A 14,973-nucleotide genomic window follows, 5' to 3' on the forward strand; every position below is an offset into this window, starting at 1 on the left:
CTGCTAGCCGACTTTTAGGACTATGAAACCCGTTCGGAACTTATGGTACTTATAAGGGCGAGCTAGCCTTTATTTCAGAAAGCGATTTCTCCAGAAGGTATGAAGCAAGGTTGCTGAGCGAGCGTCCTTCTTGATCTGATTTCTCTTCTAGCTGCTTAGCAATGGAGAAAGGAATGGTGATACTGATTCGTCTCGACGACCTGAACAGAAGCTGCTTCCTTTCATGGTTTTCAGAAGTTTGTTGGCTCATGAGACCTACTTGGATTTGGGGGAGTCGAGAAGGCGCTGCTAGCCCTCACCGCCATTTAAGCGCTAGTCGCTTATTTGTCACCCCCACCCCCCCCTATATTTTAAGTTTTGCTGCGGTCTATGCGTTTTCCTTATGAGTATTCGTTACTAGGTATGGTTCCTTTTCGCGTTATAGGTATTGTTTGATGAAAAACGACTTTCTGGTAACTTAGCGCTCGCTTTTTGTTTCGTGAGGGCCATTGGGGTGGATGATGGGTTCACCGCCCCTTGCCAACCAGTGCAAAACTGACCTAGGCCTGAGTAGGCATTCCTTTTTCTGCCTTCCTGCGGCATCCTTGGGTGAATTCCATCAACCGTTCCGATGAAGGATGACGATTTCTCATTTGAAGCTGACGCAGCCAATCAAGGGGCGCTCCCTGTCTTTGATATGGGCTCTGAGCACTGGCTAGAGGAAATTGACTTCCTAGAGCAGCGTCTTCGCGGTGAGCAGGGTGATATTGATAAGGATGATAAGGAAACATGTGAAGAAGCCCTTGCAATCGCCAAGGAGAACCTTGCCAATTGCTTAAAGCGTCAAAAATGACAACATTTCCTTAGGGCTAATACTTGCCGGCTACGAAAAAATGTTCACTCTGCTATAAATGTGGCAAAATTCTTCTTTGCCCGAATCCATTGCATGTGCCATTGAATTGAGCACATATTCAAGATCTTCAGCGGCTAGTTCGCCCCGTGAATTCCAGTTAAGTGCAAACAGAATTGATGAGTCCATGGTTAGGTGTTGATGCCACCCTGGTGCAAGGACGACTGGTTTAATATCTTTGAACCCTAACCCAGCAGGCTGCTAGAAGAGGGATTCAGCACATCTCCTGGCATTAAGAAATTAAGGAGCATTCGGCCTGGCTTTGCGGCGCAGCTGTTTTGCGTAGGTGATTGCGTCCATGTGCTGGTTCTCGCTCGTAGCGTCAGCAATGGCAGCGATGGCGCAATAATTCTTAGCCGTTGCGTTAAACGGTCGGCGAAAGCTGTGCAAATATCGATTTATTCCAAAAAAATTGCAGCAAGTTGGGATCCTGCTGCAATTTATAAATTATATTGATATAGCTGGGCAAATGGGTTATTATTGATTAGGCCTTAATAATTGTCGCCGTACTTAACTGCGGTTGAGGCATTCATTAGTTCAACCGTTGTTTGGAAGCCCTGGGCGACAGTTACTTCGTGTTGAATGCCGATGTCTCTTAGTGCTGTTACGTCGTATTCAGGAGCGGTTATCCAGCTGAAGCCTTTGCCAAAGGTGTTGTCCGGGTTTACTACATACCAATGGCAAGCTGTATCGGGCACCGCCACAGAGCATTTGGTCCAGTCGTTGTCCCATTGGGGCACTTGTACAAACGAAAGCGCTGCAAAAAGAAAACCAAAGATACTTAACAGCATGACCGCCTTACGAAATCTTCATAATTGTACTACGGTTTGGCCTCCTTTTGTCTTTTCTCTTCAAATTGGCTTGGCGTGCGCCGCCGGCGCGCCTGCCCTGACTCCTTTCGGCAGAAGCAAACGCAGAAGCCTCGAGGGTACGTTTTCCCTAGATTTTCCTGCCTAGTTCAGCCCCGAGACCCTGGAGATGCCCCACCACGCCAACCGCCCCACCAAAATCTGTCCCGTGTGTGAACGGCCCTTTCAGTGGCGGCGCAAGTGGAAGGATATTTGGGAGGAGGTGCGCTACTGCTCAGAACGATGCCGCCGGCTACGCAGTGCCAAAGGTAGTTAAGTGATCCGCCCCACCTTTGTGAAGCTGGAGCTTGGTTTGGTTTCTAAGCCTCAATTCGATGCGGTGATACCGGCCCATCTAGCTTGGTTGGCAGAACTAGAGCGCCTGGGCCACGAGCCACGCAGTGGATATTGGGCCGATCGGGTCGGCCGCAGCGGCGATGGGGCTGGAGGCATGTTGCTGTTTCGTGCCTCCAGTTGGGCTGAGGCTGAGGCCCTCGTTCAAACCGATCCGCTGATCGTCCAGGGATGCGTCAGCTGGACGCTGCATGAATGGAAGCAGGTGTTTCCGGCAGGAGGCTCAGCTGTGAAACAGCAACACCAAACCTGAATTGAGCTGGTGAAACTCCCTTTCCTCGCGGCTCAGGTCGAGCCCCACCTGTAGCCCTTCCTTGAGGGCATCTTCATAGGGGGGGATGGTTGGTGCCGCTCCCGCTTGCCATAAGGCGGCAATTCCTACCGGTGTGGCGTGCCAGCGGAAACAGGGCGTTAGGCCGATATCTGGTTCCAGCAGGGCATCTTCGAGAAGCTCGCGAATCGCCATGGTCCTTGGGATCTGCTTGCAGCTTCGGCAGGCGCAGAGCCAGGGGCAATCAGCTGAGAATTTTCGTGATGAACGACCCAGCAGCGGCAGCGGTGAGCCACAGCAGCTCCAACCGCCGGTTCAGCTGCAGCATTTGCAGCACCGCTGCCTGATCTGGTGCCGGCAGGCCAGCCCCTAGCAGGGGCTTGTGGCGAATTTGGCCGCCATAACTATTGCTGCCGCCCAGCTGCACCCCCGTGACATGGGCATAGGCGGCTTGGGAAAGCCCCGCATTGGGTGATGGGTCGCTGGCGCCATCGCGCCGAGCCGCTGCCAGCACCCAGCAGCAACGTCTTGGTTTCCCTGCCGCTAAGGGCAGGCTCAGCGCCACCAGCCGGCAGGGTAGCCACACCAGCAGGTCGTCGAGGCGGGCGCCTGCGGTGCCCAGCCAGCGCAGGCGCCCGCGGCGGTAGCCCAGCATTGAATCGAGGGTGCTGGCCGCTTTGAAACCCCAGGCCAAGGCCAGGGGGCCGGGCAGGGCGGGGTTCAGGCTCCAGATTCCTGCCCCCACCAGCATCCAGAACAGCGGCGCAAACAGCCCATCTACCCCGTTTTCGCTGGCGGTTTCGGCGGCGGCCCGCAGGATCTCCGCGGCGTCGAGATCGGCGGTGTCGCGGCCCACTATCCAGGCCAGGGCCTGGCGGGCAGGCTGGAGGGCCACCAGACTCGGCTTGCCGCCAGCGTGGTGTGTCTGGTTCTGTACAGGCTGTACGGAATTAGGGAGAGCTTTCAGCACCCCAACCACCGCCTGCTCGAGGCTGCGGCCGGCCAGGGCGCTGGCCAGGGCAACCACCAGCAGGGGCGTGGGGGCCAGCCGCTCCACGGCCCAGCCCGCCAGGCCGCTGCCGCCTACCAGCACCAGCGTGATCAAGCCCCCCGCCAGCCGCAGCTTCCAGGCTCTGGTGCCCGCCCAGGCTTCAGCGCCGCGGCGCAGCAGGGTGATCCACCAGCCCATCACCACCACCGGATGGGGGCACCAGCGCGGGTCCCCCAGCAGGCGATCGAGGCCGCAGGCGAGGGCAACCAGCAGCAGGGGCTGGCTCAGGCCGTTTTCAGCCAGCTGAACATCGAGCGCAGACCCGTGCCCACCTGCTCGATCGGATGCTGGGCATCGCGCTCGCGGAATTTGGTCATCTCCGGCTTGCCGGCGTCACACTCGGCCACGAAGTTGCGGGCGAAGGTGCCGTCCTGGATGTCGGCCAGGATGCGCCTCATTTCGGCCTTGGTTTCGGCCGTGATCAGGCGCGGGCCGCTCACATAGTCGCCGTATTCGGCGGTGTTGGAGATCGAATCGCGCATGGCCGTCAAGCCGCCCTTGACCATCAGATCGACGATCAGCTTCACCTCGTGCAGGCACTCGAAGTAGGCCAACTCGGGCTGATAGCCGGCCTCCACCAAGGTCTCGAAGCCGGCCTTGACCAGCTCGGAAAGACCGCCGCACAACACGGCCTGTTCACCGAAGAGGTCGGTTTCGGTTTCTTCTTTAAAGTTGGTTTCGAGGATGCCGGCGCGGGTGCCACCGATGCCCTTGGCATAGGCCATGGCCAGCTCGCGGGCATGGCCGCTGGCGTCTTGCTCGATGGCGAATAGGGCCGGCACGCCCATGCCGTTCTGGTATTCCCAGCGCACAGTGTGACCGGGGCCCTTGGGGGCGATCATCACCACGTCCACATCGGCGGGCGGCTTGATCAGCTCGAAGCGGATGTTGAAGCCGTGGGCGAAGCTCAGCACCTTGCCGGCACTGAGATGGGGTGCGATTTCCTTGTCGTAGACAGCCTTCTGGAATTCATCGGGCAGCAGCACCATGATCCAGTCGGCCTTGGCGCAGGCATCGGCGACGCTAAACACCTCGAGGCCATCGGCCTTGGCCTTCTCGGCCGAGCGGCTGCCCTCGTAGAGACCCACCACGACGTTGACGCCGCTGTCTTTGAGGTTCAGGGCGTGGGCGTGGCCCTGGGAGCCGTAGCCAATGATGGCCACCGTCTTGCCGTTCAGCAGGGAGAGGTCGGCGTCGGTGTCGTAGAAGAGCTGGGCCATCGAGGCTTCGGGTCTGGACAGGGCAGAGGCTGAGCTTACGCTTCACCAGGGTGAGCTATCACCCGGTCGATCAGGCCGTACTCCATAGCTTCAGCGGCGCTGAGGAAGTAGTCGCGGTCGGTGTCCTTCTCAATCTTTTCAAAGGGTTGGCCGGTCATGTCAGCCATCGAGTGGTTGAGCATGTCCTTGATGCGCAGGATCTCCTTCGCCTCAATCTCGATGTCACTGGCCTGGCGCTGGCTGGTGCCGCCCAGGGGCTGGTGAATCATGATTCGGCTGTGGGGCAGGGCCAACCTTTTCCCCTTGGTGCCGGCACCCAGTAGGAAGGCGCCCATCGAGGCGGCCAGACCCACGCAGATCGTCACCACGTCGCTCTTGACGTATTGCATGGTGTCGTAGATCGCCAGGCCCGCGGTCACCGAGCCGCCGGGCGAGTTGATGTACAGGTAGATCGGTTTGGAGTTGTCTTCCGAATCCAGATAGAGCATCTGGGCTACTAGGGCGTTGGCCACCGCATCGGTGACCTCCGAGCCCATAAACAGAATCCGCTCCACACCCAGCCGCGTGTAGATGTCGACCCAGCGCTCGTACTGGCTGCCGGGGAGGCGGTAGGGAACGCTGGGGGTGCCGATGGGCATGGGTCGAGGGTGAGGACTGGGTGGGAATGGGGTGGGTCGCCGCTGGCGCTTTAGCCAATGCCGGCTGCCGTGGCCGGGGGAGCGGTTGGTAGGTCTTTCTGGCTGGTGAGTACCCGATCGATCAGTCCGTACTCCTTGGCTTCCTCGGCGGTGAAGTAAGTCATGCGATCGGAATCGCGCGACAGCTGCTCCACCGATTTACCGGTGTTCAGAGAAAGCATCTCCAACAGAGTGCGTTTGTTGTGCAGCACTTCCTGGGCCCGGATCTGGATGTCCGTGGCCTGGCCGCGGGCGCCGCTGCGGGGCTGGTGCAGCACGATCGAGGCGTGGGGCAGGGCGGCCCGGTGGCCCTTGGTGCCGGCGCTGAGGATCATGGCTGCGGTGCCCATCGCCTGGCCAATGCAGATGGTGTGCACCGGCGGTTTCACATAGCGGAGCGTGTCGGCGATGGCGAAGGCTTCGGTTTCAAAGCCAACGGCATCGCCGGTGTACCAGCTGGTGCCGGTGGAGTTGATGTAGAAGAAAATCGGCTTCTCCGGATTGTCAAACTCCAAATAGAGCAGCTGGGCAATGATCAATTCGGTGACGTCAATGCCCATCTGGCGCTTGGCGTCGTCATCGCTGAACAGGGGCAAACCCAGATAAACGATCCGCTCTTTCAGCAGCAGGCTGGGCAGATCGGGCGGCGGCGTGCGCATGGCCGCGGAATCGCCGTAGTAGGGGGCTGAAACCGACATCCGCGGTTGATGGAAAGCACGTTTGCGGAGCCTAGCGGGGGCTGTCCGCCTGCGGATTGGCCTTACTGCGCTCTTGACGAGGTTTGCGCTTGGTGGTGGCTTCCCCATTGGCCTCGGCTGGGGCACCGTCGCCCCGGGCAAAAACGATGCGTCCGGTGGGGTTTTGCAGGGCTCCGGTGACCACCACTGGCAGCCGCTCGCCAATGCGGCCCCGGGCGCCTTCCACCACCACCATGGTGCCGTCGTCGAGGTAGCCCACGCCCTGATCGGCCTCCTTGCCATCTCTGGCGATCTTGAGTAGCAGCTCGTCGCCTGGCTGCACCTCGGGCCGCAGGGCGATCACCAGCTCGCTGAGGTTGAGCACCTTGAGCTCCTTCACCTCAGCCACCTTGGCCAGGTTGTAGTCGGCGGTGAGCAAGGTGCCGCCGGTGTCGGCGGTGAGCAGCAGCAGCTTGTCGTCAACTCCGTTGCCTTCGTAGCGGGTGCTATTAACCACCAGCCGCCGGCCGTACTGCTCGCGCAGCTCACTGAGCAACTTGAGGCCGCGGCGACCCCGGCCGCGCTTCTCGGCGTTGCTCGAGTCGGCCAGGGCCTGCAGCTCATCGATCACGCTGTTGGCCACGATCACCTGGCCCTCCAGCAGCCCCGAGGCGAGCAGGCCGCGGATGCGGCCATCAATGATCACGCTGGTGTCGAGGATTTTGGCGCTGGCCGGTTGCAGCACCCCATCGGCCACCAACATTGCCTCGGTGCTACTGGGGTTGAACAGGCGTAGCAAGGTGCGTCCATGCACCTCGGCCAGGTTGTAGCCCGACACGCCGAAGAAGACGTTGCTCAGCACTGCCGCCACTGGTTTGATGAAGATCACCTCCCAGGGAAGTGGTAGCAGCAGGATCGGTGCCAGCAGCAGATTGGCCACCAATAGGCCGAGAATCAAACCGACGGCGCGGCTTACCAGCAGGTCGGTGGGCATGGTGCGCACCTGCTGCATCAGCTTGCGGCGCAGCTGCTGGAAGAACATTCCGGCGATCACACCGAAAAAGACACCGAAACCGCCCAGCACCGTGCGCAGGCCTTCGGGGTTGTCCACCTGCAGCAGCAGCTGCTCTGGCAGCAGATCTACCCCCAGCCAACCGGCGGCGGCGCCAGAGATCGCGAACAGGATCAGGATGAGGGAGTCAACCATTCCCGTCGTGCGTGGCTGTCCAGCTGATTTGGATTGCAGCATGCCTGATTTCGAAGCCTTTGGCCTGAAGGGGTTCCCGCACTTGTTGTTGTGACTGCCCAATTTCCCCAGCCAGCGCCAGCCCAGCCCTGGCCGCCGCGCAGTGCCTACCTGCACATCCCCTTTTGTCACCGGCGTTGTTTTTATTGCGACTTTCCGGTGGTGCCCCTGGGTGACCGTGCCGGCGGCGAAGCGCCAGCGCCCGGGTCGGCCTCGATTGCGGCCTACCTCACCCTGCTGCTGCAGGAGATTGCCGCCTCGCCTCCCGGGCCGCCGCTTGCCACCGTGTATTTCGGTGGCGGCACGCCCTCGCTGCTGACACCCCCCCAGCTGGCGGCTCTGCTGGCGGCTCTGCGGCGCCGTTTTGGCCTGGCTCCCGGAGCTGAGATCAGCCTGGAGCTTGATCCGGCCAGTTTTGACCAGGCCCGCCTGGCGGGCTACCTGCAGGCCGGGGTAAACCGGGTGAGCCTGGGCGGCCAGAGCTTTGACGACGCCGTGCTCGCCGGGCTGGGCCGCCGCCACCGCGGCGCAGACTTACTGGAGGCCGCCGACTGGCTGGCCCAATCCCGGCGCAGCGGGGCGCTCAACAGCTGGAGCCTGGATCTGATCCAGGGCCTGCCGGGCCAGGACCTGGGCCACTGGCGCGGCCAACTGCGCCAAGCCATCGCCCTGGCCCCGCCCCACCTTTCCGTCTACGACCTCACCTTGGAGCCTGGCACTGTGTTTGCCCAGCGCCATGATCGGGGCCAGCTGCAGCTCCCCGATGCCGACTTGGGCGCCGACCTGATGGAGCTCACCTGGGACGAGCTCAGCGCCGCTGGCTACGGCCACTACGAGATCTCCAACTTCGCCCTCCCAGGCCACGCCTCTCGCCACAACCGCGCCTACTGGAGCGGCGCCGGCTGGTGGGGCTTCGGTATGGGAGCCACCGCTGCCCCCTGGGGTGAGCGGCTGGCCCGGCCGCGCACCCGCGAGGCCTACGCCGAATGGTTGGGGCAACAGGCGCAGCAGGTCAACGCTGTTGCGACTGGCCAGGCTGGCCCAGGAATGCCGCTGGATGAGCGCTTGCTGGTGGGTTTGCGCCGCCGCGAGGGGGTGTCCATGCCCGCTCTGCTGGCGCAAGCCGGGCTGGGGTCAGGCTCGCTGGTGGCCTTGCGCGATCGCTTGCAGCCCTGGACCAGTGAGGGGTTGCTGCGGATTGAGGGCCCCCGCTGGCGACTTAGCGATCCGGCCGGCCTGGCGCTCAGCAATGGGGTGTTGCGGGAGCTGCTGGCTTGGTGGCAGGTGCAGCAGCAGTTGCCTGGGCAGGGTGACGCTGGCTGGCAATCCAGTGGCGCAGCGCTGCCACTCCCAGGTCCCGTCCCTGCAGCAGCGGCGGGCTGAAGGGGGGCTGGCGGTTGGTGAGCCCCAGCAGGTCGGCCGTGACTCGCACCTGGCCATCACAGCCCTCGCCGGCGCCAATGCCAATCACCGGCAGATCCAATTCCTGTTGCAGCAAGGCGCCCAGCTCGGCGGGCACGTGTTCAAGCACCAGGGCGAAGCAGCCCGCCTCCTGCAGGGCCCGTCCTTGGCGCCGCAGCCGCTCGCGGCTGATTTCGTCGTTGCCCTGGCGCCGGTAGCCCAGCCGATGCACCGACTGGGGAATCAGGCCGATGTGGCCCATCACCGGGATGCCGCTGCGCACCAACCGGTCGATCACGGCCAGGGTTTCAGGCTCAGCGCCTTCAAGTTTCACCGCCGCAGCCGGGGTTTCCTTGAGCACCCGGCCGGCGGCAGCTACCGCGTCGTCTGGGCTGCACTGGTAGCTGAGAAAGGGCAGATCACATATCAATAGGGGCATCTGCCCCGGGCTGCAGCTGCTGGCCAGGCCCCGGGCCGTAGCCCTGGTGTGGTGCAGCATCTCGTCGAGGGTTACAGGCAGCGTGGTGGCGTGACCCAGCACGGTCATCGCCAGCGAATCCCCCACCAGCACCGCATCAGCGCCAGCCTCGGCCACCAGGGCGCCAGATAGGGCATCCCAGGCCGTAAGCATCGTGATCGCCAGGCCTGCTTGCTTGCGGCTCGCCAGATCAGCGGGACGCAGGGCCACGGACTTTGGAGCGGGAGATGCCATTGCTATTATTAAATTGACTCGGACTCATGCGGCTCCGACGCCCAAATCTGGTCAGGACCGGAAGGGAGCAGCCACACGGGATGCTCAGGGCAGGCGTGGACTCCGGGTCACCACACTCACAAACCGCCTCCTAGCCATCCTGGCTTTGGCGGTTAAGCAGGAAGGGAGGAATCTTGGCGCCGCGCTCTTCCTGACTATTGGTGAACAGCGGTTTGCTGGCAAAGCTGACCACGGTCCGCTCAGTGCGGTAGGGCGCTCCACTCTCGAAGCCGGTGGCGATCACGGTCACGTGGATCTCCCCTTCCAAACGTTCGTCTACCACTGCTCCCACAATGATGTTGGCGTCCGGATCAACGACTTCGTAGATCACTTCAGAGGCGGTTGTCATGTCTTCGAGGGTCATGTCCTTGCCACCGCTGATGTTGATGACACAGCCCTTGGCGCCGTCAATCCGAGCCGATTCGAGCAGTGGGCTGCTCATCGCCGCCTGGGCCGCCTCGATTGCCCTGGAGCGGCCGGAGCCCACGCCGATGCCAAGCAGGGCGGTGCCGGCGTCGGCCATCACCGAGCGCACGTCAGCGAAGTCGACATTCACCAGGCCAGGCCTGGTGATGATGTCGCTGATGCCCTTGACGCCCATCCGCAGAACGTCGTCGGCGGCGCGGAAGGCCTCCTGCAGGGGGGCGCCGGCGATGGCATCGCGCAGGCGATCGTTGGGGATCACGATCAAGGTGTCCACGCTCTCGGCCAGCCGGGCGATGCCCTCTTCCGCCTGGCGCATCCGTTTGCGACCTTCAAAGCCGAAGGGTTTGGTGACGATCCCCACGGTGAGGGCGCCCACTTCCTTGGCTACCTCGGCAAGAATCGGCGCCGCGCCGGTGCCGGTGCCGCCACCCATACCAGCGGCAATAAAAACTAGGTCGGCACCCTGAAGTGATTCCTGCAGTTCGGCCCGAGACTCTTCAGCCGCCTTTTGGCCAATCACTGGATTGCCACCGGCACCGAGGCCCCGAGTCAATTTCTGTCCGAGCTGGACGCGCTTCTGAGAGGCCGACTGCAGCAGCGCCTGGGCATCGGTGTTGAGCACTCGGTAGCCCACTCCTTGGAGGTCGGAGGCGATCATCCGGTTCACCGCATTGCTGCCGCCCCCACCGACCCCGATCACTTCGATGCGCGCCGACTGGCTTGGCACGATTTCGCCAGACGCACCCCCCAAGGACGGTTCGTTCACAGGCTGGATACCGTTGAATTGGGAAAAGCTTTCGGGCATTGCGGCATCGGGAGGAGCGGTGCGATCAATCTGCGGCTGCATTATGTCAACGCTTGCAGGCCTGGATTAGGCGAGTTTCTCACCTTTACGGGTTTCCTGGCGTGTCTCTGCTGGATTCCTCACGGCGAACTGGCGGCGGCCGCCCGGCTAGGGGTGAAGGGCAGTCCCAATTCTGGTTGTTCCGGATCGCTGAGATCGATGGATTGCAGCTGGCGACCCTTCACCCGATCCGGCAGTTCCTTTTGCAGGTGACGGAGCACTTCAAGGCGCCGCTCCAATTGGGCATCAGCAGGCCCGAAGCGCACCTTGCCGAGTCGCTTGCTCTGCAGCCAGATGCTGCTGTCTGGCTCAAAGCGAATCTGGCTGATGTCGCCCCCAAGCCGCTCGCGCTGCTCGAGCATTAAGGCGAGGGCAGGCCGGTAGCGGGGCTGCCAACCCAGCACCAGCAAGCCGGCACTGGCCTTGGCCGCGGCCCCCTGGCCCTGGCGAATGCTCATCCAGTGGCCGAGTCGATCGACATAACCCTGCTCGCTTCCCTTAGCGGTGCGTCTCTGGGCCCTGGCTACCGCCTTGCGGTCGACCAGTTCAACCCGCAGCCGCGGCGGTGCCATCAGCCGACTCACCTGCACCTGTTCCACCGGCAAGGCGCTGGCCAGGGCCTCGGCGATGCGTTTGGGGTGCAGGCCCAGCAGTGGTTGGGGAAAGACCAGCCGGGCGGCCTGCACCACCTGGTCGGCTCCCACCTGCTGGCTACCCACCACCTCCACCTGGTCGGGGCCGGTGAGCACCCAGCCCTGCCGCAGCAAGCCGTAGCCCAGGCCACCGGCGAGGGCTAGCAGCACAAGAAAACGCCAAAGATTGCGCAGACGCTCCTGGCGCCGCTGCTGGCGCAATTGGCGGCGGCGCTCCGTTCCAGGTGGCGCAGGGGCGGCATTCACGTCAACACGCTCCACGCCTGGACTCATAGGTCACAGCGAGAGCGCGACATCAGTTCGTCTATCCAGCGCCGGGCCCGCTCCGCATCGGCAAAGGGCAGGTCTTTTTGTTCACCACCACCTACCAGTCGCAGCCGGCAAGCCCCCTGGCTCTCCTCGGTGAGGGGCGCTTCCCCCGAACCCAGCGACAGCAGCTCAACCAACTCGAGCTGTTTGATCACAAAAAAATCATCCTGTTTGAGCTGGCCTGCTTCAAAGGAGCACCAACTGAGCAGGCCATCCACCAGCCGGGCGCCGCCGCAGCTGTCGAGCTTGGCCAGCTCCGAGCCCTCGGCCCATTCGCGAAACAAGCGCTGCCGCCGCCGCTCTAGCCAGCCCAAGGCGGTGAGCAGCACGAACACTAAAAGCAGTGGCAGCCAAAGCAGGCCGTGACTCATGTCGAAGGGCCCTCGCTGAAAACTTGCAGATGCCATTCTCGTGCCCCTTCGATCAATTCGCGCACTAAGGTGGGAAGGGTTACACCCGAGGCGGCCCAGAGCATCGGGTACATGCTTTGGCTGGTGAAGCCCGGCAAGGTGTTGATCTCGTTAAGCCACAGTTCGCCACTGGCTTCGCTGTAGAAGAAGTCAACCCGCGAAAGACCCATGGCTCCCACTGCCTGGCAGGCCTCGATCGCCATGGCCCGGGCCCGTTCTGTCACCGCCTCGGGCACCAGCGCCGGGATCACGGTGTGGCTTTTGCCTTCGCTGTATTTGGTGTCGTAGTCGTACCAGTCGGCGTCGAAACAGATTTCGCCCAGCACCGAAGCCTGCAGGGGCTGGTGGCCGCCGCCCCGCACCGCGCATTCCAATTCCTGGGCCGTCACCCCCTGCTCCACCACCAGGCGGGGATCAAGGGCGGCGGCGAGCTTCAGCCCGGCCCGCAGGCTGGCTCGATCAGTGGCCTTGCTGATGCCCACCGAGGAGCCGAGGTTGGCGGGCTTCACGAAGCAGGGATAGCCGAGCTGGCTCTCCAGCTGGTCGAGCAGGGCTGTGTCGTCCCGCGCCACCGCGCTGGCTGAAACACAGGCGTAGGGCACCTGGGGCAGGCCGGCGGCGGCGAAGGCGGCCTTCATCGCCTGCTTGTCCATGCCCACCGCCGAGCCCAGCACTCCCGAGCCCACGTAGGGGACTCGCATCAAGGTAAACAGCCCTTGGATGGTGCCGTCCTCGCCGTTGGGGCCGTGCAGCACCGGCAGCCACACATCAATCTCCAGGGCACCTGGGGGTAAGCCCCGAAATCCAGGCGGCGGCAGCGGTTGGGGCAGTTGCTCGGGCCGGGCCGGGCTGCCCTGGCGCAGCACAGCATCGGCCAACTCAGCTCCCCACCAGCGTCCTTCGGGGTCGATGTAGAAGCAATGCAGCTCGTATTGGCGAGCGTTTTCGGCATCCCGCAGGGCCGCCGCCACTGTGGCGGCGGAGCGGATTGAGACGGAGTGTTCGCCGGAGGCTCCCCCAAAGATCAGGCCAACAGCGATGGGGGGGGGAGTCATGCCAGCCGGTATGCGACCCAGAGGGCCCAAAACTCAGGCCAGTTTGCCGCTCAAGGAGAAGGCGCGCACCTCCTCGATTTGCACCGTCACTAGGTCGCCCGGTTTGATCGGGCTGCCATCGAGCTTTTGGCCGGGGAAAAAGGTGAGCCGGTTGGTGCGGGTGCGGCCCATCATCTGGTTGGAGTTTTTGGGATTGCTGCTTTCCACCAGGATCTCCTCACAGCGGCCGGCGTAGCGGGCGCTGCGCTGCTGGGCGGTGCGCTCCACCAGGGCGTTGAGCTCCTGCAGGCGCTCCACCTTCACCGCCTCGCTGAGCTGGTTTGGCCAGTCGGCCGCTGGGGTGTTGGGCCGCGGCGAGTAGGCGGCGGTATTCACCAGGTCGAAGCCGATCTCCTCAATCAGGGCCAGGGTGCGGCGGTATTGGGCGTCGCTTTCGCCCGGGAAGGCCACGATCACATCGGCACTAATCGAGGCATCGGGCATGCGCTCGCGGATGCGCTCAACGATGCGGCGATAACGGTCCACGGTGTAGCCGCGGGCCATGGCTTTGAGCACGTCGTCGTCGCCGCTCTGGAAGGGCACGTGGAAGTGCTCGCACACCTTGGGTAAGTCGGCGCAGGCATCGATCAGCCTCTCGGTGAAGTAGCGCGGGTGGCTGGTGGCGAAGCGGATCCGCTCGATTCCGGCCACGTCATGGACCTGACGAAGTAAGTCGGTAAGGGTGTGGGTGCGGCGGCCCTCCGGGGTGATGCCGGGCAGATCACGGCCGTAGGCATCAATGTTTTGGCCCAGCAGGGTGATCTCCTTGAAGCCTCGAGCCGCTAGGCCCTCCATCTCCAGCTTGATGGCGCCCGGCAGCCGCGACTGCTCCTGGCCCCGCACCGACGGCACCACGCAATAGGTGCAGCGTTCGTTGCAGCCGTAGATCACGTTCACCCAGCCGCAGACACTGCTGTCGCGGCGAGCGGTGGTGATGTCTTCAAGGATGTGGTGCTCGCCGGTGGCTAGCACCTGCTGACCCTGCTCCACCTGAGCCAGCAGGCTTTCGAGCCGATTGGCGTGCTGGGGCCCCATCACCAGATCCAGCTCGGGCACGCGACGCAGCAGGGATTCGCCCTCCTGCTGGGCCACACAGCCCGCTACCACCAGGGTGAGGTTGGGGTTGATGCGCTTGCGTTGGGCCTGGCGGCCTAGGTAGCTGTAAACCTTCTGCTCGGCGCTATCGCGAATCGTGCAGGTGTTGTACAGCACCAGATCAGCGCTGTGTTCGTCAGCGCCGGCCCGGTAGCCCATGGCTTCGAGGATTCCGGCCATGCGCTCGGAATCCGCCTTGTTCATCTGGCAGCCAAAGGTGGTGATCCAGTAGCTGCCGCGCTGCGCCTGTGTCGCCGTCATCAGCCCAGTTTCCGATATCGCTGGCTTAACTCAGAGATCTTCCACAAGAGTTAGCTGCTGTCCACAGAGGGCCACTTTGCGTCCCAGATCAATGGCTAGCTGGGTGAGCAGGGCGATCGCTGCGGCGGGGTTGTCCTGTTGAAGCTCCTCGAAGGCGCTGCGCTGCAGGAGCCAACAGCTGCCCTCGGTATCGGCCACCACATCGGCCATCCGGAGCTCCCCGCTGAAGAAGGCAGCATCGCCAAACACCATTCCCTTTGAAAACGTGGCCATCCGCGCCAGCCTTGTCGGAGCTCCCGGTCGCAATATCGGCAAGAAGATGCTGAACCGACCGGAGGCCACCAGGAACAGCTGGTCGCTCTCCTGTTGACGCGCCATCACCAGCGTGCCGGCCGCATAGCGGCGGAGCTCAAGCCGCTCCGTGATTGCCGTGCGCAGATCGGCTGCGAGCGGTGCCAGCAGCCCAAGCAGGCCGACATCTGTTTGTGTTCCCTTA

At 62.8% G+C, this 14,973-nt stretch carries 18 protein-coding genes, 1 other RNA gene and 1 pseudogene; 5 read left to right on the plus strand and 15 right to left on the minus strand.

Going from position 1 to position 14,973, the window contains the following annotated elements:
- Positions 1-49 precede the first annotated feature (49 nt).
- Positions 50-250, minus strand: a complete 201-nt coding sequence (locus tag AC01FP_RS13265; protein WP_474480864.1) for a ribbon-helix-helix domain-containing protein — start codon at positions 248-250, stop codon at positions 50-52.
- Positions 251-610: 360 nt separating this feature from the next.
- On the opposite strand from AC01FP_RS13265, the gene AC01FP_RS13270 reads away from it, so the two are divergent.
- Positions 611-832 (plus strand): hypothetical protein, encoded by a 222-nt coding sequence (locus AC01FP_RS13270; RefSeq protein WP_474480866.1) that lies wholly within the window; start codon positions 611-613, stop codon positions 830-832.
- A 548-nt stretch (positions 833-1,380) separates the two neighbouring features.
- Here AC01FP_RS13270 and AC01FP_RS13275 read toward each other — a convergent pair.
- Positions 1,381-1,680 (minus strand): hypothetical protein, encoded by a 300-nt coding sequence (locus AC01FP_RS13275; RefSeq protein WP_474480867.1) that lies wholly within the window; start codon positions 1,678-1,680, stop codon positions 1,381-1,383.
- 187 nt (positions 1,681-1,867) lie between these two features.
- On the opposite strand from AC01FP_RS13275, the gene AC01FP_RS13280 reads away from it, so the two are divergent.
- Entirely contained in the window at positions 1,868-2,014 is a 147-nt protein-coding gene (locus AC01FP_RS13280) for a DUF2256 domain-containing protein (protein WP_474480869.1), read from the plus strand.
- Positions 2,015-2,344, plus strand: coding sequence for a YciI family protein (locus AC01FP_RS13285; protein WP_474480870.1), 330 nt, complete (start codon positions 2,015-2,017; stop codon positions 2,342-2,344).
- Here AC01FP_RS13285 and AC01FP_RS13290 read toward each other — a convergent pair.
- Genes AC01FP_RS13290 through AC01FP_RS13315 form a run of 6 tightly spaced genes read right to left on the minus strand, consistent with a single transcriptional unit; the run spans position 2,315 to position 7,194 of the window.
- Positions 2,315-2,557, minus strand: coding sequence for a hypothetical protein (locus AC01FP_RS13290; protein ID WP_474480871.1), 243 nt, complete (start codon positions 2,555-2,557; stop codon positions 2,315-2,317). The genes AC01FP_RS13285 and AC01FP_RS13290 overlap by 30 nt on opposite strands.
- Before the next feature lie 49 nt (positions 2,558-2,606).
- Positions 2,607-3,656, minus strand: a complete 1,050-nt coding sequence (gene cbiB / locus AC01FP_RS13295) for an adenosylcobinamide-phosphate synthase CbiB (protein WP_474480887.1) — start codon at positions 3,654-3,656, stop codon at positions 2,607-2,609.
- Positions 3,638-4,633 carry a ketol-acid reductoisomerase gene (gene ilvC / locus AC01FP_RS13300; RefSeq protein ID WP_474480872.1) on the minus strand — a complete coding sequence of 332 codons (996 nt, stop codon included), beginning with the start codon at positions 4,631-4,633 and terminating at the stop codon, positions 3,638-3,640. Before ilvC ends, cbiB begins: the two co-directional genes overlap by 19 nt.
- A 35-nt stretch (positions 4,634-4,668) precedes the next feature.
- On the minus strand, positions 4,669-5,271 hold the full coding sequence (locus AC01FP_RS13305; RefSeq protein WP_474480873.1) for an ATP-dependent Clp protease proteolytic subunit: 603 nt from the start codon (positions 5,269-5,271) through the stop codon (positions 4,669-4,671).
- Between the two features lie 50 nt (positions 5,272-5,321).
- Positions 5,322-6,008: an ATP-dependent Clp protease proteolytic subunit gene (locus AC01FP_RS13310; protein ID WP_474480874.1), complete on the minus strand. Its 687-nt coding sequence runs from the start codon at positions 6,006-6,008 to the stop codon at positions 5,322-5,324.
- Positions 6,009-6,039: 31 nt separating this feature from the next.
- The gene (locus AC01FP_RS13315; RefSeq protein ID WP_474480875.1) at positions 6,040-7,194 is read right to left on the minus strand and encodes a PIN/TRAM domain-containing protein; all 1,155 of its coding nucleotides are present in this window, start codon (positions 7,192-7,194) and stop codon (positions 6,040-6,042) included.
- 90 nt (positions 7,195-7,284) lie between these two features.
- Here AC01FP_RS13315 and hemW point away from each other — a divergent pair.
- A pseudogene (hemW, locus tag AC01FP_RS13320) lies at positions 7,285-8,517 on the plus strand (radical SAM family heme chaperone HemW); the annotation flags it as partial.
- Here the strand turns inward: hemW and panB are convergent.
- Complete coding sequence (gene panB, locus AC01FP_RS13325) at positions 8,477-9,316, minus strand: 3-methyl-2-oxobutanoate hydroxymethyltransferase (RefSeq protein ID WP_474480889.1); 840 nt, start codon at positions 9,314-9,316, stop codon at positions 8,477-8,479. The pseudogene hemW and the gene panB sit on opposite strands and share 41 nt — an antisense overlap.
- A gap of 45 nt (positions 9,317-9,361) precedes the next feature.
- On the opposite strand from panB, the gene ffs reads away from it, so the two are divergent.
- Positions 9,362-9,458, plus strand: an RNA gene (ffs, locus tag AC01FP_RS13330) — signal recognition particle sRNA small type.
- A gap of 18 nt (positions 9,459-9,476) precedes the next feature.
- On the opposite strand, the gene ftsZ is transcribed toward ffs, so the two are convergent.
- From ftsZ to AC01FP_RS13360, 6 genes are all read right to left on the minus strand, one after another.
- Entirely contained in the window at positions 9,477-10,577 is a 1,101-nt protein-coding gene (gene ftsZ, locus AC01FP_RS13335; protein WP_474480877.1) for a cell division protein FtsZ, read from the minus strand.
- Between the two features lie 158 nt (positions 10,578-10,735).
- A complete protein-coding gene (locus AC01FP_RS13340) occupies positions 10,736-11,569 on the minus strand; it encodes a cell division protein FtsQ/DivIB (RefSeq protein WP_474480879.1) in 834 nt (277 codons plus the stop codon).
- 8 nt (positions 11,570-11,577) lie between these two features.
- The gene (locus tag AC01FP_RS13345; RefSeq protein WP_474480880.1) at positions 11,578-11,988 is read right to left on the minus strand and encodes a hypothetical protein; all 411 of its coding nucleotides are present in this window, start codon (positions 11,986-11,988) and stop codon (positions 11,578-11,580) included.
- Positions 11,985-13,082: a D-alanine--D-alanine ligase family protein gene (locus AC01FP_RS13350; RefSeq protein ID WP_474480882.1), complete on the minus strand. Its 1,098-nt coding sequence runs from the start codon at positions 13,080-13,082 to the stop codon at positions 11,985-11,987. Before AC01FP_RS13350 ends, AC01FP_RS13345 begins: the two co-directional genes overlap by 4 nt.
- 33 nt (positions 13,083-13,115) lie before the next feature.
- Positions 13,116-14,477 carry a tRNA (N6-isopentenyl adenosine(37)-C2)-methylthiotransferase MiaB gene (gene miaB / locus AC01FP_RS13355; RefSeq protein WP_474480884.1) on the minus strand — a complete coding sequence of 454 codons (1,362 nt, stop codon included), beginning with the start codon at positions 14,475-14,477 and terminating at the stop codon, positions 13,116-13,118.
- 30 nt (positions 14,478-14,507) lie between these two features.
- A partial coding sequence (locus tag AC01FP_RS13360; RefSeq protein WP_474480886.1) for a cyclic nucleotide-binding domain-containing protein occupies positions 14,508-14,973 on the minus strand: 466 nt, incomplete at its 5' end.

It is taken from the genome of Cyanobium sp. NIVA-CYA 375, from assembly GCF_056108345.1.